Source organism: Roseovarius sp. MBR-79, from assembly GCF_053628555.1.
The window spans coordinates 159,204-177,021 of record NZ_JBRJGP010000003.1 but is presented as its reverse complement, the minus strand read 5'-3'; the positions used below and the strand labels follow the sequence as shown (position 1 = coordinate 177,021).

Genomic DNA, 17,818 nt, shown 5'->3' with positions numbered 1-17,818 from the left:
GGGCGCGTGGCTGTGTTTCGGGCGTGTTGTCGGTGTCGAACATGGGCGGTCTCCCTCGGCGTTTGTCCTGCCCGCAGGCTGCCCGAGAGAAAGCGACGCGCATTTGATCTGATCCCGCCCCGCCCGTGATTTCATGGAAAATTCATGGAACCGTTACACGCGGCTCCGCTTGCCATGCGCCGCGCCGCCCGACCAGAGGACCGGTCGAGCGGCAGGCGCGCCCCCTCACATCGCCGCGTGAAAGAGCGCGGTGAGGTTTTCCTCGGTCAGCGCCACCGGATTGCCGCCGCAGGACGGATCGACGATGGCCCCTTTCACCAGGTCGGGAATCGCCGCCTCGGTCACGCCAAGTGCTGCCAGACCGCGCGGGATGCCCAGGCTGTCGTTGAACTCCTGCACAAAGGCGCGAAACCCGTCGAACCCGCCCGTGATGCCCAGATAGCCCGCCGCCCGGTCGAACCGGTCGCGGATCGCGTCCGCGTTGAAATCGAGCACGGCAGGCATGCAGACCGCATTCGTGGTCCCGTGATGGGTGTTGAAATAGGCGCCCACCGGGTGGCTCATGGCATGGATCGCGCCAAGCCCCTTCTGAAACGCCGTCGCCCCCATGGCCGCCGCGCTCATCATCTGCGCGCGCGCCGCGATATCGGTGCCGTCCGCGTAGGCGCGCGGCAGGTTCTCGATCACCAGCCGCATCCCCTCAATGGCAATCCCTTGGCTCATCGGGTGGTAATGCGGCGAGGAAAACGCCTCGACGCAATGCGCGAATGCGTCCAGCCCGGTGCCCGCGGTGATCGCGCGCGGCATCCCCACGGTCAGTTCGGGGTCGCAGATCACCACGGTGGGCAGGAATTTGGGGTGAAAGATGATCTTCTTGGCGTGGGTGGCCGCATCGGTGATGATGCTCGCACGCCCCACCTCGGATCCGGTCCCGGCTGTGGTGGGCACGGCCACGATGGGGGCAATGGCGTCCGCATTGGCGCGCGTCCACCAATCGCCCACATCCTCGAAATCCCACACGGGCCGGGTTTGCCCCGCCATGAAGGCCACGCATTTGCCCAGGTCGAGCCCCGAGCCGCCGCCAAAGGCAATCACCCCGTCATGCCCGCCTGCCTTGTAGGCGGCAACGCCCGCGTCGAGGTTGATCTCGTTGGGGTTGGGATCGACCTCGGCAAAAAGCCCCGGCTCCAGCCCCGCTTCCCGCAGGATATCGAGTGCGCGCGCGGTGATGGGCAGCGGCGCAAGCCCGCGGTCGGTAACCAGCAAGGGCCGTGTGATACCCGCCTGCGCGCAGGCGGCGGGCAGTTCCGCGATGCGGCCTGCCCCGAACTTGATCGCGGTCGGATAGGACCAGTTGGCGGTAAGTGTCATGACGTGACCTTCTTCAGGTGATAGGATTTCGGGCGGGTGAGGTTGTGATAGCCGATAACCGAGAGCGCGCCGCCCCGGCCCGTCTGCTTGCAGCCGGTCCAGCACAGGCCGGGATCGAGGTAATCGGCGCGGTTCATGAACACGGTGCCGGTCTCGAGCGCATCGCCGACCCGCGCCGCGCGCTCGATGTCAGAAGTCCAGAGCGAAGCGGTGAGGCCGAAGGGGCTGTCATTCATGAGCCGGATTGCCTCGGCATCGCCGCTCACCGGCATGATCCCCACCACCGGGCCGAAACTCTCGTCGCGCATCACGCGCATGTCGTGGCTGACATTGGTGAGGATCTGCGGCGTCAGGTAGCAGCCGCCATCGTCCTGCGGGAAGGTTTCGATATGGGCCGTGGCCCCCATCGCCAGCGCCTCGTCCACTTGCGCGCGCACCTCGGCGGCAAAGCGGGCATTGGCCATCGGTCCGAGCGTCGTTTCCGGGTCGAGCGGGTTGCCGAGGCGATAGCCCCTGACCAGCGCCACGGATTTCTCCAAGAAGGCGTCAAAAAGGCTCTGATGCACATAGATCCGCTCGATCCCGCAGCAGCATTGCCCGGAATTGAACATCGCCCCGTCGATCAGCGTCGCCACCGCCGCGTCGAGATCGGCATCCTCCATCACGTAACCCGGATCCTTGCCGCCAAGCTCCAGCCCCAGCCCGGTGAAGGTGCCCGCCGCCGCGCGTTCCATCGCCTGGCCGCCCCCCACCGAGCCGGTGAAGTTGACGAAATCGAACGCGCCCCCGGCAATGAGCGCCGATGTGGTGTCGTGATCCAGGAACACGTTGCGGAACACGGCCTCCGGCACGCCCGCCGCGTGAAAGGCCCGCGCCATGCGCTCGCCCACCAGCAGCGTCTGCGTGGCGTGTTTCAGCACCACCGCATTTCCGGCAATGAGTGCGGGGGCCACGGTATTGATCGCCGTCATGTAGGGGTAATTCCACGGCGCCACGACGAACACCACGCCATGCGGCACCCGCCGGATATAGCGGCGGAACGTGGCGTTCTCGCCCACCTCCATATCGGCAAGCGCGTCCTCGGCAATCGCCGCCATGTGGCTCGCGCGTTCGTTGAAGCCGCCGAATTCGCCGCCATAGCGCACGGGCCGCCCCATCATGTGCGCCAGTTCGGGCACGATCTCATCGTTCATCGCACCCACGGCGGCTACGCCCGCCATCACGAGGTCTATCCGCTCTTGCAAGGGGCGCGCGCCCCACGCGGCCTGCGCCGCGCGGCTCTCGGCCACCGCCGCGCGCGCCTCGTCGAGCGTCATCGCCTCGCGGGTGGCGAAAACCGATCCGTCGATCGGCGAAATGCATGTCAGTGTCGTCATGATCGCATCCTTGATCGCGGGCACCCGGCCCGCCCTTCATCGTTCTTCAAATACTCATGTCCGGCCTTGCCGCCCTCACGCCCGCTCGAAGCCGCGCGCGATCTCGTAATCGGTCACAACCCGGTCGAAATCCTCGATCTCGACCTCCGCCGCGCGGGCGTAATGGTCCACCACCTCGTCGCCGAAGGTCGCGCGCAGGAAATCCGAGCGCATGAGCGCCTCGCGCGCGTCGCGCAGCGTCTCGGGGATGCGGCCCGTGTTGCCCGCATAGGCATCGCCGCGCGCGGGCGGGGCCAGTTCCAGCCGGTCCTCGATCCCCTTCATCCCCGCCGCCAGCATCGCCGCCATGGCGAGGTATGGGTTGAGGTCCGAGCCGCCCACCCGGCATTCCACCCGCACCGCCCGTGAGCCTGCGCCGCAGAGCCGGAACCCGGCGGTGCGGTTGTCGACCGACCACAGGATGCGAGTCGGTGCGAATGTGCCCTTCTGGAAGCGCTTGTAGCTGTTGATGTAGGGGGCAAGGAAATAGGTGTAATCGGGCGCATATTTCAGCAGCCCCGCCATGTAGTGTTTCATCAGCGCGCTCATGCCAAGGCTGTCCGCCGCATCGACAAAGGCGGGCTTGCCGTCCTGCCAGAGCGATTGATGCACATGGCTCGACGAGCCGACGCGCTTTTGGTGCCATTTCGGCAGAAAGCTCGCCGCATGGCCCTGCTGATGGGCGATCTCCTTGATCGCGTGCTTGGCGATGGTGTGGTAATCGGCCATGTCGAGCGCGGGGGCATAGCGGATGTTGAGTTCCTCCTGCCCGGCTTCGGCCTCGCCCTTGGTGTTTTCCACCGGGATGCCTGCCGCCACCAGATGATTGCGCACCGGGCGCATCACATGCTCTTCGCGCGTGGTTTGCAGGATGTTGTAATCCTCGTTATAGCCCGAGATCGGCGTCAGGTCGCGATAACCCGACTTGCGGATCTCCTCAAAGCTCTGCTCGAACAGGAAAAATTCCAGTTCGGTCGCCATCATCGCCTGATAGCCCATGGCGTCAAGCCGCGCGATCTGGCTCTGGAGCATGGCGCGCGGGCTGTGGGGGACGGGCGCGTGGCTGTGGTGGTCGAGCACGTCGCAAAGCACCATCGCCGTGCCCTCGAGCCAGGGCATGAGGCGCAGCGTCGAGAGGTCGGGCTTCATGGTATAGTCGCCATAGCCGCGTTCCCAGCTTGTCGCGGCAAAGCCTTCGGGCGTGGTCATTTCAAGGTCGGTCGCCAGCAGGTAGTTGCAGCAATGGGTTTCCTGCCACGCACTGGCGAGGAAATGGCTCGCGTGAAACCGTTTGCCCATGAGGCGGCCCTGCATGTCCACCAGACAGACAAGCACGGTATCGACCGTGCCGGCGGCAACCTTCGATTTCAGGTCTTCGAGAGTGAGGGCCATGGCGGCGTCCTTGTTGTTCTGCGCGTCACTTGTCTATGTCTTGCAATGTCCGGCCCCGGTCGTGCGGGGCCGGACGGGTCTTGTCGCGGGGGGCTCAGCCGTTGGTATAGGGCGGGCCGGCCTGGTTGATGACCTCGTTATACGCGCGGAAGATGCCGACGATCTTTTGCTCGATCTCGCCTTCCTGCGCCACCTCGTTCCAGAAGTCCTTGGCGGCGTTTTCCACCTCGGCCCACTCGTTGGCAGGCACCGTGCGCAACTCCAGCTTGTCGCCGGTCGCGCGCAGCCGCGCCTCGCCGCCCCAATACCACTGGTTGCGATAGGTATGCCCGGCCTCGGTCGCGGCCATGACCAGTTGCTTGAGGTGATCGGGCAGATCGGCCCATTGCCGCTGGTTGACGAACCAGGACCCGATCCACGCGCCAGAGATGTTGTTGGTCAGGAAATAGTCGGTCACATTCGCCCAACCCACGGTGTAATCCTCGGTGATCCCGGACCAGGCCATGCCGTCAAGCTCGCCCGTTTGCACCGCCACCTCGGCATCCTCGTAAGGGATGTTCACCGGCACGACGCCGAATTTCGCCAGGAACCGGCCGGCGGTCGGGAAGGTATAGAGCTTGAGCCCGTCGAGATCGGCGACCGAGGTGATTTCCTTCTTGGTGTTGAAGTTGCACGGATCCTGTCCTGCGGCGGATATCCACTGCACGCCGACCTTGGCATATTCCTCGCGCCAGATATCGGCGAGGCCGTATTGGTTGAAGAGCACCGGCACGTCGAGAATATGCTTGGTGGCAAAGGGGAAATAGCCGCCGAACTGCCGCAGCGGCGTGGGCGAGGCCATCGAATCGTCATCCGAATGCACGGCGTCGATGGTGCCGCGCTGAAGCGCCTGGAAAAGCTCTCCGGTGGGCACGATCTGATCGGCGTAGAAAAGCTCGATCTCCATCTCGCCATTGGCGGCGCTGTTGACGTAATCGACCATCGGCTTGGTCACATGCTCGCCCAGGGCACCGCCGGCATAGGTCTGCATCCGCCAGCGGATCGGGGCCTGCGCCTTGACGATGGCGGGGCTGGCCAGCGTGGCCGCCGCGCCGACGCCCGCGGTGGTGAGAAACTTTCTTCTGGTGGTCATTGTGTCGTCCTCCTGTTGGTTGCTCGAAAGGGGTTCGCTCCGTTGGCGGAGTTCTCGGATTATTCCATCATCCATAGACCAGCTGCGGCAGCCACAGCGCGATCTGCGGAAAGGCCATCACCAGCGCCAGCGCCACCGCCATCACCAGCACGAAAGGCAGGATCGAGCGGTAGATGTCACGCAGCGTGATCTCGGGCGGGGCCATGGCCCGCATCAGAAACAGGTTGTAGCCAAAGGGCGGTGTCATGTAGGCAATCTGCGTGGTGATCGTGTAAAGCACACCATACCATATCAGATCGAAACCAAGCGCGCCCACAAGCGGCACGTATAGCGGCGCTACGATCACCAGCATGGCGGTGTCGTCCAGAAACGTGCCCATGATGATGAAGCTCAGTTGCATCAGGATGAGAATCATCCACGGGCTGAGCCCCATCTTTTCGGTGAAGAGGGACTCGATCGCTTTGACCGCCCCCAGCCCGTCGAAGACCGCGCCAAAGGCCAGCGCGGCAAGGATGATCCACATGAACATGCACGAAATCCCCAGCGTCATGCGCACGGAGGTCTCGAACACGGCCCGTGTCATCCGCCCCTTGAGCACGGCGGCCATGAAGGCCGTCATCGCGCCGATGGCCGAGCTTTCCACAAGGCTGGTCCAGCCGTTGACGAAGGGCACCATCATCGCCGCGAAGATGAAAAGCGGGAGAAGCCCCGCGCGCAGGAGCCGCAGCTTTTCGCGCATCGGCATGGTGCGTTCTTCGGCCGGGAGGACAGGGCCAAGATGCGGCTGCAACCGACAGCGCACATAGATATAGATGACAAAGAGCGTGGCCATCATCAGCCCAGGAATGATCCCCGCCAGCCACAATTGCCCAACCGGTTGCCGTGCGATCATCGCATAGAGCACCAGCACCACCGAGGGCGGCACAAGGATGCCAAGGCTCGATCCGGCCTGAATGACGCCTGTGACCATGATCTTGTCATAGCCGCGCCGCAAAAGCTCCGGCAGGGCAATCGTGGCCCCGATGGCCATGCCCGCCACGCTGAGGCCGTTCATGGCCGATACCAGCACCATGAGGCCGATCGTGCCGATGGCCAGACCCCCGCGCACCGGTCCCATCCAGACATGGAACATCTTGTAGAGATCGTCGGCGATGCGGCTCTCGCTCATCACATAGCCCATGAAGATGAACATCGGCAGCGTCAGCAGCGGATACCATTTCATCAGCTTGATCGCCGAGGCGAAGGCAATGTCGAACCCGCCCCGGTCCCCCCAGAGCAGCAGCGCCGCGATCACCGCGACAAAGCCGATGGCCCCAAAGACGCGCTGTCCGGTAAAGAGCATCACCATCATGGTCGCGAACATGAAGAGCGCGATCATCTCATATGGCACGGGGCACCTCCTCGCCGGAGAGGCGCAGGATGTCCCGGCACAGCTCCGCCAGCGCCTGCAACAGCATGAGAAACACGCCGAAACAGAGGATCGTCTTGACCGGCCAGATCACCGGCCGCCAGACGGTCGAACTGCGCTCCAGCACGCCTGTCTTGGCGGCGGCGGCGTCATAGCCGCCGGTGACAAGGCTGCGCAACAGGTCCCAGAAGAAGGCCAGCGGCTCGGTCCCGAAATAACCCAGCGAATAGGCGGTGGAACTGATCCCGCCATAGAGCAGCACCCCGAGATAGAAGAGCAGAAAGAACACCGTGACCACGTCGACCATGGCGCGCGTGCGGTCCGACCAGTCACCGTAGAACAGGTCCATCCGCACATTCGATCCCATCTGGATCGAATAGGGCCCGCCCAGAATGTAATAGGCCACCATCACGAATTGCGCCGTCTCCAGCGTCCAGAGCGCAGGGCTGAAAAAGGTCTTGGAGGCCGAGGACCACAGAAGCACCCCCATCAGCGCAAAGATGAGATACATGGCGATGCGTCCGATGAAGCGGTTCATCCGGTCGATCCGGCGGATGTAGCCGCGCATGAGGTTACGCATCCTGCGCCTCCCCAAGGCCGAGGGCTGCCAGCGCGGGGCGTAGCAGGATCAGTATTTCATCGGCCATCTGGCGCTGTGCCTGTTCGGTGGTCAGCAGGTCCTGACGCACCTCAAGCATGACATTTGGCAGATCATTCGCCAGCCCGTGCAGGCGCAGCGTATGGGTCACGCCATCCTCGGGGCCATAGGGCGCGTTGCGCGCGATGCGCCGCGCGGGCAGGGCAGGGGCCCCGGACAGCATCAGATCGGCGAGGCGCGCATCGGCGTCATGCAGGATGCCAAGCTCCACCGCGCGCGGGGTGCCGAACCAGGTGGGCGAGAAGCTGTGGACGGTGACAAGCGCCGCTGGGGTCTGGCGCGCGGCGATCACCTCGGTGAGGGCCTTGGTGAAGGGTTCGTAGACGGCTTTCGCGCGCGCGGCGCGTGCGGTTGCGTCGAGGCCCCGGTTGCCCGGCACCGCGATGGTCTCGCTCTGCTCGGGCATGGCCGAGGGCGCGTCGGGCGGACGGTTGCAATCGTAGACCAGCCGCGAGATGCGCCCCGCGACGAGCGGTGCGTCGAGGGCCTGCGACAAGAGTTGTGCCAGCGCAAGGGCACCGGGATCCCAGGCCGCGTGGCTGAAGCGTGCGGCCGCATCGAGGCCGAGGCCGCGATAGGCGTCGGGGATGTGATTCGAGGCGTGTTCGCAGACAAGGATGGCCGCGCCGCGCCCGTGCGGATTCAGGATTTCCACGGGATTTTCGGCTGTTCCGGTCATGCAGGCTCCCCACTTTGGAAAAAGCTTTCCACGCGGGATGATTTTCGTCAATATATTTCCAGAAATCTTTTTCGCGGTCTCGCTGTCAGCGCGCGCGCTGCCGCGAAATCCATCACCGGAGGGTCATCCCGTGACCGATCCCGCGCCTCAGGCCAAACCCGCCGCGCCGACCGTGCGCCAGCTCATCCGCCTGCATTACGCGGCGCTGACGCAATCCGAGCGTCGCTTTGCCAATGCGCTCCTGGAGAATTACCCCGGTGCCGGATTGGCCAGCATCACCGCCGCCGCCGAAGGCGCCGGGGTCTCGGCCCCGGTGGTGGCGCGGCTGGTGCAGAAACTGGGATTCAAGGGCTATCCGCAATTCCATCAGGCGCTTCTGGCAGAGCTTCAGGCCAAGGTCTCGGGTCCCGCCGAGCGTCGCGCGGTCTGGGCCGCCGAGGCGCCGTCCTCGCATCTGCTCAACCGGTTTGCCGCCGCCGTGACCCAGAATCTTGGCCAGACCTTCGCCAATATCGACACCGAACAGTTCGATGCGGCGGCCCGCGCGCTGGCCACCGCGCCGGGTGTCTATGTGGTGGGCGGGCGCATCACCCGCTCGCTCGCGGAATATGCCTTTACCCATTTCCAGGCGATCCGCGAAGGCGTCCGGCATCTCACCGCCGCGCCGGCAAGCTGGCCGCATTACGTGATCGACATGGGGACGGGCGACACGCTCCTGATCTTCGACATGCGCCGCTACGAGGAGAACCTCTTGCGCCTTGCCCGCATCGCCGCCGAGCGCGGCGTGCGCGTGATCCTCGTGACCGACCAATGGGCCAGCCCGGTCGCCGGCGTGGCCGAGATCACCTTCAATTGCTGGGGCGAGATCCCCTCGGCCTGGGACAGCAATATCGCCACGCTGTCGTTGGTGGAATCGCTTATCGCGGCCACGCAGGAAGAGCGCTGGCCCGACGCGCGCGACCGGTTCGAACGGCTCGACCGGCTTTTCGAGATGACGCGCCTCTTCCGCGAGACGTGATCACATGTAGCCGCGCACGAGGCTTGTGGCGATCAGCGACCAGCCGTCGGCGATGACAAAGAACGCAAGCTTGAACGGCAGCGACACGATGGCCGGCGGCACCATCATCATGCCCATGGACATCAGCACCGCCGCGATCACCAGGTCGATGATGAGGAACGGCAGGAAAATCAGGAAACCGACCTGAAAGGCCCGCGCAATCTCCGACAGCATGAAGCTTGGCACCAGAACCGAGAGCGGGGCCTCGGGGCCGGGGATGATGGCGGCGGCATCGGGGCGCAGCGCGGCCATGGCGTCAAAGGTCTCGGGATCGAGCCGTGCGGCCATGAAGCCGCGAAACGGCGCGATGGCCCGCGCCAGCCCCTCGGTCAGGTCCACCTCCTCGGCGACAAGCGGCGCGATGCCCTGCTCCCAGGCGGCGGTAAAGGTCGGCTGCATCACGAACCAGGTCAGGAACAGCGCGAGGCTGACCAGCAGCATGTTGGGTGGCGATTGTTGCAGCCCGATCCCCTGCCGCAGGATCGCCAGCACCGTGACGATGAACGGAAAGGCGGTGATCATGATGGCCAGCCCCGGCGCCAGGCTCAGCACCGTGATAAGCGCGACAAGCTGGATCGTGCGCGCCGAGATCGACCCGCCCTCGCCGAGCGAGATCGACAGGTCCTGCGCCGCCGCGGGGCCCGCGCCGAGCCAGAGCACGGTCAGAAGGACCAGCGCCCCGATGAGTGCGCGCATCGCGCTCAATTCAGCCCGTCCCGAAGATCGGCCACTTCGGTCAGCCGCACGGCAAGCTGGCCGGTTCCGTCGCCTTCCGCCTCCTCAAGCTGGCCGCGCGCGATCAGCCGCTCGCCGATGTAAAGTTCGACCAGGTCATCGACCCGACGGTCGAGCGGCAGCACCGAATCGCGGCCCAGTTTGAGCAGGTCGCGGATCAGCGGGCGGGCGCGGCCCACGCAGACGGTGATCTCTATGGGCACGCCCGAAAACGGGCTGGCAAGCCCGCTAGCGGAGGGCTCGGGCGAGGGGGTGTCGGTCATGCGATGGCCTTTCCTGTCGGTTGTTCGGCGAAAAAACCGCTCACGGCGGCGGTGATGCCCGCGAGGACGCCGGGCAGGTCTACCTCCGCTTCGCTTTCGCCGAAGCGAAGGTAGACCTGCCCCTCGGCCAGCGTGTCATCTGCGACAAGAGCGATTTCGAGACTGTCGCCTGTCAGCTGTTCGAGGCGCGGCAGGTCCTCGGGCGCGGCGGCGATCTCGATGGGCTGGCGGCCCTGCGCGCGTGCGTGATCGTGCAACATCTCCGCGATACGCGGTGCGAGGCTCTCGCGGGCGAGTTGCGGCAGCACCGCGCCGGCCATCTCGGTCAGGAGGGGACGCAGCGCCGCCATGACCGCGCCATAGGCTTCCTCATAGGTAAAGCGCAGGTCCTGGAGGTTTTGCGCCAGATCGGCGGTGATGCGGCGCGCATCCTCCGATTGCGCCTTGACCGCGTCATCCCAGCCCGCCTGATAGCCCTTCTCGAAGGCCGCGAGCCGCTCTTCCTCGAGCGAGACATCGGTCATGGCGAGCGGTGTGCCGTCGGACGGATCGCCGAATTCCTCGAGCAGGTGGGCAATCGACATCAAATCCGCTCCTCCTCGCCTTCAAGCCAGGTGCGCAGGATCTCGACGGTTTCCTCCTGTCGCTCGCCGATGAGGGCGCGCAGCCGTGCGACCGGGTCCTCGGCCCGCTCTGCGCCCGGCAGAAGCCCGGTTTCGCCGCGTCCCTCGGAGACCACCGAGAGGCCCGCCTCGTCGATCTCGCGTTCGTCGATTTCGCCTGTCAGTGCTGCCTGTGCGGTGGTGGGGGGCGGTGGCGCAAGGCGTGCCGGGGCGGTGGCCGGGCGCATCAGCACCGGACGCAGGACGAAAAGCCCGAGCACGAGCGCCACCAACGCCAGAACCGCCCCCTGAACAAGCGCCATGGTGTCGATCGCCAGCCGGTCGAGCAGAGAGGGCGTGGCCAGCGTGCCCTCGGGGGTGAGCGCCTCGAAGGGCAGGGAGCGCAGCGTCAGCACGTCGCCGCGCGCCGCATCGAGCCCCACCGCCGAGCCCACCAGCTCTCGCAGCGCGGTAAGCTCCTCCTCGGGGCGCGGTGTGCCGTCGCCGGTCTCGGGCAGGGTATTGACCAGCACCGCCACGCTCATCCGCCGGATCGCGCCGGGGGTGCGCAGGATCTCGCGCTCGGTCGAGGAGACCTCGAAATTCACCCGCTCGCGGGTCTCGTCGCTGCGGCTGGTGGAGGGGGCACCGCCGCCCGCATCGCCCTCGGGCAGGTTCGACGCGACGGTGACGCCGCTGCCCTGATCCGAGGCGTTGCTGCTGCTTTCCTCGGTATCGGTGCTGATCGCGACGCGGCTCTCGGGGTCAAGGCGCCGTTCGCGCACCGTCTCGGTCTCGGTCACCGTGTCGAGCGTCACCTCCACCACCGCGTTGCCGCGCCCGACGCGCGCCTCGAGGAGCCTGAGCGCGCGCAGCCGCAGCGCCTCGGCGCGATCGTCGGGGGCATTGGCCGGGGCCTCTTCCGCGCCGATGAGCCCACCCTCGGAATCGATCACCGCGACATCCTCGGGGGTCAGTCCGGCCACCGCAGAGGCGATAAGGAATTGCAGCGCGCGGGCGTGTTTGGGCGAGAGGCCCATGCCATTGGTCGTGACCGAAACCGAGGCGGATTGCCGCGCATTGCGATGGAACGGCGCCGCCCCGCCCGAGGCCAGATGCACCCGCGCCGCCGTGATCGCGGGATGCGCAAGGATGGTGCGCGCAAGCTCGCCCTCCTTGGCGCGCCAATAGGCGGCGTCGAACATCTGCGAGGTGGTGCCGAAGCCCGACAGCCCGTCAAGGATCTCGTAGCCCCGCGCCGTGCCCGACGGCAGCCCCTCTCCGGCAAGCACCATGCGCAGACTGTCACGCTGGTTGCTCGCCACATAGATGGCGTCGCCACGCACCTCGTGGGCGACGCCCCGTTGATCGAGTGCGGCCACAACCTCGCCCGCGGCCGTGCCCTCAAGCCCCGCGTAAAGCAGGCTCAGGTTCGGGTTGGCGGCCATCCGCGCAAGTCCGAGCACAGCCGCGAAAACACCCAGGGTCGCCGCAATCACGACCACGCGCCGCCTCATGTCGAGCGATTGCCAGAGGGTCAGGAATTGTTGCACGTCGATGTCTCCTGTCGATCGGCCTTCTGCCGGTCTCTGGGGTCAGTCTTCGCGCATCGGCCTTAAGATTCGGTTAGCCTCTCTGGGCGATAGTGCCCTTGCGACGAAAAAGAGGGCACAGCATGGCCGAAACCGACGAAACCCCTGAAACCACGACAGAAACGCCAAAGCGTTCGCGCCTGCCGCTGATTCTCGGGCTGGTGCTGGCGGTGCTTGGCGGGGCGGGTGGATTCCTTGCGGTGCGCGCGGGGCTGGTGCCGTTCGGGGGCAACGCGGACCATGTCGCCGAGGCTGCGCCCGCGCCGCATGAGGTGGATTTCGCCAATCTTGTCTTCGTGCCCATCGAGCCGCTTGTGGTCTCCTATGCCGAAGCCGGACGCAGCCGCCATCTGCGGTTCCGCGCCGAGCTTGAGGTGCCCGCGAAACAGGCCACCGAGGTGGCGCGCGTCATGCCGCGCGTGGTCGATGTGCTCAACACCTATCTGCGCGCGCTTCGCCTCAGCGATCTGGAGGAGAGCAGCGCGCTCATGCGGCTGCGCGGACAGATGCTCCGGCGGGTGCAGGCGGTGGTCGGCGAGGGGCGGGTCAACGACCTGCTGGTGATGGAATTCGTGCTGGACTGAGGGGAAGAGAAATGGAGCTTATCGCCGACATTCTGCTGGTCGCGGGCGCGCTGGGCGCGGCGGTCTACTGTCACGTCCTGGCGCGGCGGCTCAGCCGTTTCAACGATCTCGAGACCGGGGTCGGCGGGGCGGTTGCGGTGCTCTCGGCGCAGGTCGACGATCTGGCGCGGACGCTGCGCGCGGCGCAGGCGACGGCCAATGGCTCCACCGGCTCGCTCGATGCGCTCACGGACCGGGCCGAGGGGGTGGCCAAGCGCCTCGAGTTGCTGGTGGCCTCGATGCACGATCTGCCGGAGACCCCGCCGAAGCCGACCCCGCCGCCCGACGGCCCGGTCTTTCGCCGCCACCCGTCCGACAGCGCGGAGAGCCGGACATGAGCGCCGCGCGCCGCCGTGGCCGCGCGCGCGGCACGCTCACGGTTGTTGCAGCGCTTTTGCTGGCCTCGGCCGTGGTGCGGGTGGGTGACGGCATCGGGCAGGCCATGGCCCGCGCCACCCCGAAGGACGCGGTGGAGCATCAGGCCGGGGTCGGCGGCAGTTGCGAGCAGCCCTCTGATCTTCAGGCCGTTCTGGAGACGCTGAAGGACCGGGAGGCGCGCGTCGCCAGCCGCGAGCGCGCGCTCGAGGACCGGATGCAGGCGCTGGCCATCGCCGATGAGCAGATCACCACGCGGCTCGCGGCACTGGCAGAGGCCGAGGACTCGCTCAGGCGCACCCTCGCCATCGCCGAGACCGCGGCCGAGGACGATCTCGACCGTCTGACCCGCGTCTACGAGACGATGAAACCGAAACAGGCCGCCGCCCTGTTCGAGCAGATGGACGCGCGGTTCGCGGCGGGATTTCTGGCACGGATGCGCCCCGATGCGGCGGCGGCGATCATGGCCGGGCTGAGCCCGGAGGCCGCGCATATGTTCAGCGTCGTGCTCGCCGGGCGCAATGCCGAGAGCGATTGAGCGGCGGCTCTTAACCGGCGGGTAACCGGCGGGTGTGAAACTCGCGGTCAGCGTGTCGATACGGAGAGGGTGATGATCGGACTGGTCGGTATTGTAATGATCTTTGTCATGGTCTTCGGCGGCTATCTCGCTGCGGGGGGCAAGCTGGGCATCATCCTGCACGCGCTGCCGTTCGAGATGATGATGATCGCCGGTGCCGCCATTGGTGCCTTCCTCATCAGCAATGACCTATCCACCGTGAAACATACGGTTCGGGACATCGGCAAGGTCTTCAAGGGACCGCGCTGGAAACCCGGCGATTATCGCGATCTGCTGTGCCTGCTGTTCACCCTGATCCGGCTTGCGCGGCAGAACCCTGTAGCGGTTGAGGAACATATCGAAAACCCGGCTGACTCGTCCATTTTTACCCGCTATCCGCGCATCCTCGCCGATGCCGAGGCGGTCGCGCTGATTGGTGACACGATGCGCTCGGCCTCGATGAATTACGACGATCCTCACCAGGTCGAGGAGGTGCTCGACAAGCGGATGGAGGCTCAGCATCACCATGCCTTGCAAACCAGCCACGCGCTTCAGACCATGGCCGACGGGCTGCCGGCGCTTGGCATCGTGGCCGCCGTTCTGGGGGTGATCAAGACCATGGCTTCGATTGACCAACCGCCCGAAATACTTGGCAAGATGATCGGTGGCGCGCTTGTCGGCACCTTTCTCGGCGTGTTCCTGTCCTACGGGTTCGTCGGGCCCTTCGCCACAAAGCTGCGCGAGGTTGTCGAGGAGGATGCGCATTTCTACCGCTTGATCCGCGAGGTTCTGATCGCAAACCTGCACAGCCACGCCGCGAACATCTGCATCGAGGTGGGTCGGCAGAACACGCCCGGCCACAACCGGCCCAGCTTTGGCGATCTGGAAGAGGCGCTCAAGGCACTCAAGCAGGAGGCTGCATGATCCGCGCCGCTGTTTTCTGTCTGGTGCTTTTGTTTGCCGCGCCCGCTATTTCCCAGAGCGTGACGGTGCGCTCGGGCGCGCATGAGGGGTTCGACCGGCTGGTGATCGACCTGCCGCGTCGCCTTGATTACCGGATCGAGGAGCACTCGGGCGGCGCGACACTTGTGTTTGATGGTCCCACGCTCCGTTTCGACGTCACCGCCGTCTTTGCCCGGATCGCCCGAAACCGACTGCGCGCGCTTGTCGCACCCGAAGGGCAGGGGCGGCTCCGGCTCGACCTGATCTGCGATTGTCCGCTGCGCCCGTTCTGGCATGGCGCAGCCATGCTCGTCATCGACATCGCCGACCCGGTCCAGCCCTCGCTCACGCCCCGTCCTGCCGCCCGCCTTGGACCGGCAGCCCCGTCGCCCGCCACAGAGGCGCTGGTCGCTCAGCTCGACCTTGCGGTTGCGCCGGATCGAGGACTCGATGAAGCCTCCGCGGCCCTGGTGCCCGATCTTGACCGGATGCACTCGGTTCTGCTGCACCAACTGGGGCGCGCCGCCAGCCAGGGGCTGGTCACGGCAGAACCCGAGGCGCGTGGGATCCACCTCGCGCCGCCACCCTCCGACACGCCGGAGCCTGCGGCGCTGGCGGTTGATGTGCTGCCCGAAGCGCCCGATGATCCCATCGCCCTGCGCGCCCGGACCAGCATGGATCGCGACGTGGCGGGAGGGGCGAGCGCGGCACGATTGCCGGTTTCCAATGAACCTGACTGTCCGGCACCAGGGCGTCTCGACGTGCCGGCCTGGGGCGATAGCCTCGCTCTGCCGGAGGACATGGGCCGCCTCTACCGCGATCTTTATGGTGAATTCGACGTGATCAACCCACAGGTCGCGCACGATCTCGCGCGGTTTTACATCCATCACGGCTTTGGCGCCGAGGCCCACCAGATCCTGAATCTCGTCGCTGCACCGCATGCCGACACCCGGCTGTTGCGCGATCTCGCGCAGCTTGTTGATCAGACGCCCCTTTCCGCCAACAGCCCGCTGCAAGAGGCGACGGATTGCGGCGAACCGGCGGTGCTCTGGGCGCTGCTTGCACGCGGACCGATCGACGCGGCGCTGACCTTCGATCATGATGCCTTGCAACGCAGCTTTGCGGCATTGCCGGCAGGGTTGCGCCGTGGCCTCGGGCCGGGGCTTGTGCGCAATCTGGTTGCGGTCGGCCATGTGGACACGGCCCAGCACCTTCAGCGCATGATCGAACGGATCGCTGCGCCGGACGAGGCCGGAACCGGTCTGGCGCGTGCCGATCTGGCGGCGCAGGTGGCCGGACCGAACATCGCCGCGCTGGCCGAGGTCAGCCGCAGCAATTCGCTCCATGCCGCCGAGGCGCTCGCTCTTGCCATTGAGGCCGCGCTCTCGCGTGGCGCGCCGGTGACCGTCGATCAGGCGCAACTGGCCGGGGCGTATGCGCATGAATTGCGCGACACGGTGATCGGCGACCGGCTCGCCGTGGCCCATGTGGCCGCTCTCGCCGCCGCCGGGGCCTTCGACGAGGCCGCCACCGCGTTCGACCGGCGGGCGCTCGACCCGGCGCAACCGGTGGCAAGGGCCATGGCCGAGAGCCTTTTGCGCGAAGTCGTCCGCGCCGCCGATGACCTTACGTTCCTGCGCTACGTGCTCGGTGATCGCGTCATGCCTCCGGAGGCCATGAGCGACCAACTTGTCGGGGCGATTGCCCGCCGCCTGCTTGACGCAGGCTTTGCCGATGTCGCCGACCGTATCCTGCCGACCATCCGGTCCGATCCCTCCCTCCGGCTTCTGCGCGCCGAAATCGCGCTTGCGCTCCAACGACCGGCCGAAGCCGATCTTGCGTTGTTGGGCCTTGACGGGCGCAAGGCCGACCGGCTGCGTGCCCGCGCCCGAAGCCTGCGCGGCGATCATGTCAGCGCGCAGGCGCTCTTTTCCGCAACCGACGCTCTGCCCGAGGCGGATCGGGCCGCTTTGTACACGCGTGACCCGGAGGTGCTGGCGCGGGCTTCGGATCCGCTCTTGCTCGAGGTGGCAGACCTGCTGGGCGGCCCGGCGGGTCCGGTTCCGGATGGCGTGGCAACGCTCGACCGGATCGCAAGCCTGCTGGCGGAAACGGGCAGCGCGCGCGCGACGCTGACAGGTTTGCTCGACGCACTCCCGCGCCCTCAGGACGGCGTGCGGTAAGGCGGGGCCGCGCTTACCGAATCTCAATCTCTCGCCGCGAAGATCGCACCGACCACCGATCTCCGCGGTGCACCCCAGAATGGATATTGTCTTGCAAAACCTGCTCATCACCCTGTGTTTCGCTCTTGTCCTGCCGACTGTCCTTTTTCCCGTGCCTCGGGCCATGGCGCGCACCGCGTTGTGCGATGCCGCAGCACGGGAGGTGGCAGATCGCGCGGGCGTGCCACTGCCGGTGATGCGTGCGATCACCCGCGTCGAGACCGGACGCGGGCGTGGCCTCGAGCCCTGGCCATGGACCGTCAACATGGAGGGCAAGGGCCATTGGTTCGAGACTCGCGCCGAGGCCGAGGCGTTTGTCGCCCGCGCCATGGCGCGTGGCGCGCGCAGCTTCGATATCGGGTGTTTCCAGATCAATCACCGCTGGCATGGCACGGCATTCCGCTCTCCCTCCGAAATGTTCGACCCGCTCCGCAACGCCGCCTATGCCGCTCGTTTTCTCAAGGATCTCCATGCGCAGAGCGGCAACTGGTCGGTGGCGGCGGGCTGGTTTCACTCGCGCACACCGGAGCGCGCACGAGAGTACCGCGCGCGGTTCGAGCGGGTGCGCGCCGCGCTTTCCGATGCCCCGCCCGATGTGCCGACCCTGCCGCGCGACCCAAAGTTGCCACGCGGCCCTGGTACGGCCCATGCCGCGACCCGAGCGCCCGCCTCCAACACATTTCCGCTCCTGACAAGAAGCATGTCGGGGGTCGTGCGCGGCTCGCTCGTGCCGCTCGACCGCCCCGCGCCGCCACCGTTTTTTCCCGCACTCGTTGCGGCGCGGGGGTCCTGAGCC

The 17,818-nt window shown here is 66.4% G+C and carries 18 protein-coding genes; 7 read left to right on the top strand and 11 right to left on the bottom strand.

The genetic code is table 11. The annotated features are described in order from the left end of the window. Window positions 1–225 precede the first annotated feature (225 nt). The 7 genes from ACSSV8_RS04350 to ACSSV8_RS04320 all read right to left on the bottom strand — a co-directional run bounded on the left by ACSSV8_RS04350 (window position 226) and on the right by ACSSV8_RS04320 (window position 8,055). Window positions 226–1,371 carry an iron-containing alcohol dehydrogenase gene (locus ACSSV8_RS04350; protein ID WP_454281621.1) on the bottom strand — a complete coding sequence of 382 codons (1,146 nt, stop codon included), beginning with the start codon at window positions 1,369–1,371 and terminating at the stop codon, window positions 226–228. Next, the gene (locus tag ACSSV8_RS04345) at window positions 1,368–2,747 is read right to left on the bottom strand and encodes an aldehyde dehydrogenase family protein (protein ID WP_454281620.1); all 1,380 of its coding nucleotides are present in this window, start codon (window positions 2,745–2,747) and stop codon (window positions 1,368–1,370) included. The genes ACSSV8_RS04350 and ACSSV8_RS04345 overlap by 4 nt, the downstream gene beginning before the upstream one ends. Window positions 2,748–2,822: 75 nt before the next feature. Then, window positions 2,823–4,178, bottom strand: a complete 1,356-nt coding sequence (locus ACSSV8_RS04340; RefSeq protein ID WP_454281619.1) for a glutamine synthetase family protein — start codon at window positions 4,176–4,178, stop codon at window positions 2,823–2,825. A gap of 94 nt (window positions 4,179–4,272) precedes the next feature. After that, a complete protein-coding gene (locus ACSSV8_RS04335; protein WP_354539039.1) occupies window positions 4,273–5,310 on the bottom strand; it encodes a TRAP transporter substrate-binding protein in 1,038 nt (345 codons plus the stop codon). A gap of 67 nt (window positions 5,311–5,377) precedes the next feature. Then, window positions 5,378–6,700 (bottom strand): TRAP transporter large permease, encoded by a 1,323-nt coding sequence (locus ACSSV8_RS04330; RefSeq protein WP_354539038.1) that lies wholly within the window; start codon window positions 6,698–6,700, stop codon window positions 5,378–5,380. Further along, window positions 6,690–7,298, bottom strand: coding sequence for a TRAP transporter small permease subunit (locus ACSSV8_RS04325; RefSeq protein WP_454281618.1), 609 nt, complete (start codon window positions 7,296–7,298; stop codon window positions 6,690–6,692). Before ACSSV8_RS04325 ends, ACSSV8_RS04330 begins: the two co-directional genes overlap by 11 nt. Continuing rightward, window positions 7,291–8,055, bottom strand: coding sequence for an N-formylglutamate amidohydrolase (locus tag ACSSV8_RS04320; RefSeq protein WP_454281617.1), 765 nt, complete (start codon window positions 8,053–8,055; stop codon window positions 7,291–7,293). The genes ACSSV8_RS04325 and ACSSV8_RS04320 overlap by 8 nt, the downstream gene beginning before the upstream one ends. Window positions 8,056–8,185: 130 nt before the next feature. On the opposite strand from ACSSV8_RS04320, the gene ACSSV8_RS04315 reads away from it, so the two are divergent. Continuing rightward, window positions 8,186–9,073, top strand: a complete 888-nt coding sequence (locus ACSSV8_RS04315) for a MurR/RpiR family transcriptional regulator (RefSeq protein WP_454281616.1) — start codon at window positions 8,186–8,188, stop codon at window positions 9,071–9,073. Here the strand turns inward: ACSSV8_RS04315 and fliP are convergent, their stop codons facing one another. The 4 genes from fliP to fliF are packed head-to-tail and all read right to left on the bottom strand — an operon-like array spanning window position 9,074 to window position 12,265. Next, a complete protein-coding gene (fliP, locus tag ACSSV8_RS04310; protein WP_454281615.1) occupies window positions 9,074–9,808 on the bottom strand; it encodes a flagellar type III secretion system pore protein FliP in 735 nt (244 codons plus the stop codon). A 5-nt stretch (window positions 9,809–9,813) separates the two neighbouring features. Beyond that, entirely contained in the window at window positions 9,814–10,110 is a 297-nt protein-coding gene (locus ACSSV8_RS04305) for a FliM/FliN family flagellar motor C-terminal domain-containing protein (RefSeq protein ID WP_354539034.1), read from the bottom strand. Continuing rightward, window positions 10,107–10,694, bottom strand: a complete 588-nt coding sequence (locus ACSSV8_RS04300; protein WP_354539033.1) for a FliH/SctL family protein — start codon at window positions 10,692–10,694, stop codon at window positions 10,107–10,109. The genes ACSSV8_RS04305 and ACSSV8_RS04300 overlap by 4 nt, the downstream gene beginning before the upstream one ends. Beyond that, the gene (gene fliF, locus ACSSV8_RS04295; protein WP_454281614.1) at window positions 10,694–12,265 is read right to left on the bottom strand and encodes a flagellar basal-body MS-ring/collar protein FliF; all 1,572 of its coding nucleotides are present in this window, start codon (window positions 12,263–12,265) and stop codon (window positions 10,694–10,696) included. The genes ACSSV8_RS04300 and fliF overlap by 1 nt, the downstream gene beginning before the upstream one ends. A 122-nt stretch (window positions 12,266–12,387) precedes the next feature. On the opposite strand from fliF, the gene ACSSV8_RS04290 reads away from it, so the two are divergent. From ACSSV8_RS04290 to ACSSV8_RS04265, 6 genes are all read left to right on the top strand, one after another. Then, on the top strand, window positions 12,388–12,888 hold the full coding sequence (locus ACSSV8_RS04290; RefSeq protein ID WP_354539031.1) for a flagellar basal body-associated FliL family protein: 501 nt from the start codon (window positions 12,388–12,390) through the stop codon (window positions 12,886–12,888). 11 nt (window positions 12,889–12,899) lie between these two features. After that, a complete protein-coding gene (locus ACSSV8_RS04285; protein ID WP_354539030.1) occupies window positions 12,900–13,265 on the top strand; it encodes a hypothetical protein in 366 nt (121 codons plus the stop codon). Next, window positions 13,262–13,840 carry a MotE family protein gene (locus tag ACSSV8_RS04280; protein ID WP_354539029.1) on the top strand — a complete coding sequence of 193 codons (579 nt, stop codon included), beginning with the start codon at window positions 13,262–13,264 and terminating at the stop codon, window positions 13,838–13,840. Before ACSSV8_RS04285 ends, ACSSV8_RS04280 begins: the two co-directional genes overlap by 4 nt. 72 nt (window positions 13,841–13,912) lie before the next feature. Continuing rightward, a complete protein-coding gene (gene motA, locus ACSSV8_RS04275) occupies window positions 13,913–14,782 on the top strand; it encodes a flagellar motor stator protein MotA (RefSeq protein ID WP_354539028.1) in 870 nt (289 codons plus the stop codon). Further along, entirely contained in the window at window positions 14,779–16,983 is a 2,205-nt protein-coding gene (locus tag ACSSV8_RS04270; RefSeq protein WP_454281613.1) for a hypothetical protein, read from the top strand. Before motA ends, ACSSV8_RS04270 begins: the two co-directional genes overlap by 4 nt. A gap of 91 nt (window positions 16,984–17,074) precedes the next feature. Beyond that, a complete protein-coding gene (locus tag ACSSV8_RS04265; protein WP_454281612.1) occupies window positions 17,075–17,815 on the top strand; it encodes a lytic transglycosylase domain-containing protein in 741 nt (246 codons plus the stop codon). The last annotated feature ends 3 nt before the right edge of the window (window positions 17,816–17,818 follow it).

Coding starts and splice junctions, on each gene's coding strand:
- ACSSV8_RS04350 (WP_454281621.1), bottom strand. CDS start 1,371: ATGACACTTACCGCCAACTGGTCCTATCCGACCGCGATCAAGTTCGGG.
- ACSSV8_RS04345 (WP_454281620.1), bottom strand. CDS start 2,747: ATGACGACACTGACATGCATTTCGCCGATCGACGGATCGGTTTTCGCC.
- ACSSV8_RS04340 (WP_454281619.1), bottom strand. CDS start 4,178: ATGGCCCTCACTCTCGAAGACCTGAAATCGAAGGTTGCCGCCGGCACG.
- ACSSV8_RS04335 (WP_354539039.1), bottom strand. CDS start 5,310: ATGACCACCAGAAGAAAGTTTCTCACCACCGCGGGCGTCGGCGCGGCG.
- ACSSV8_RS04325 (WP_454281618.1), bottom strand. CDS start 7,298: ATGCGTAACCTCATGCGCGGCTACATCCGCCGGATCGACCGGATGAAC.
- ACSSV8_RS04320 (WP_454281617.1), bottom strand. CDS start 8,055: ATGACCGGAACAGCCGAAAATCCCGTGGAAATCCTGAATCCGCACGGG.
- fliP (WP_454281615.1), bottom strand. CDS start 9,808: ATGCGCGCACTCATCGGGGCGCTGGTCCTTCTGACCGTGCTCTGGCTC.
- ACSSV8_RS04305 (WP_354539034.1), bottom strand. CDS start 10,110: ATGACCGACACCCCCTCGCCCGAGCCCTCCGCTAGCGGGCTTGCCAGC.
- ACSSV8_RS04300 (WP_354539033.1), bottom strand. CDS start 10,694: ATGTCGATTGCCCACCTGCTCGAGGAATTCGGCGATCCGTCCGACGGC.
- ACSSV8_RS04290 (WP_354539031.1), top strand. CDS start 12,388: ATGGCCGAAACCGACGAAACCCCTGAAACCACGACAGAAACGCCAAAG.
- ACSSV8_RS04285 (WP_354539030.1), top strand. CDS start 12,900: ATGGAGCTTATCGCCGACATTCTGCTGGTCGCGGGCGCGCTGGGCGCG.
- ACSSV8_RS04280 (WP_354539029.1), top strand. CDS start 13,262: ATGAGCGCCGCGCGCCGCCGTGGCCGCGCGCGCGGCACGCTCACGGTT.
- motA (WP_354539028.1), top strand. CDS start 13,913: ATGATCGGACTGGTCGGTATTGTAATGATCTTTGTCATGGTCTTCGGC.
- ACSSV8_RS04270 (WP_454281613.1), top strand. CDS start 14,779: ATGATCCGCGCCGCTGTTTTCTGTCTGGTGCTTTTGTTTGCCGCGCCC.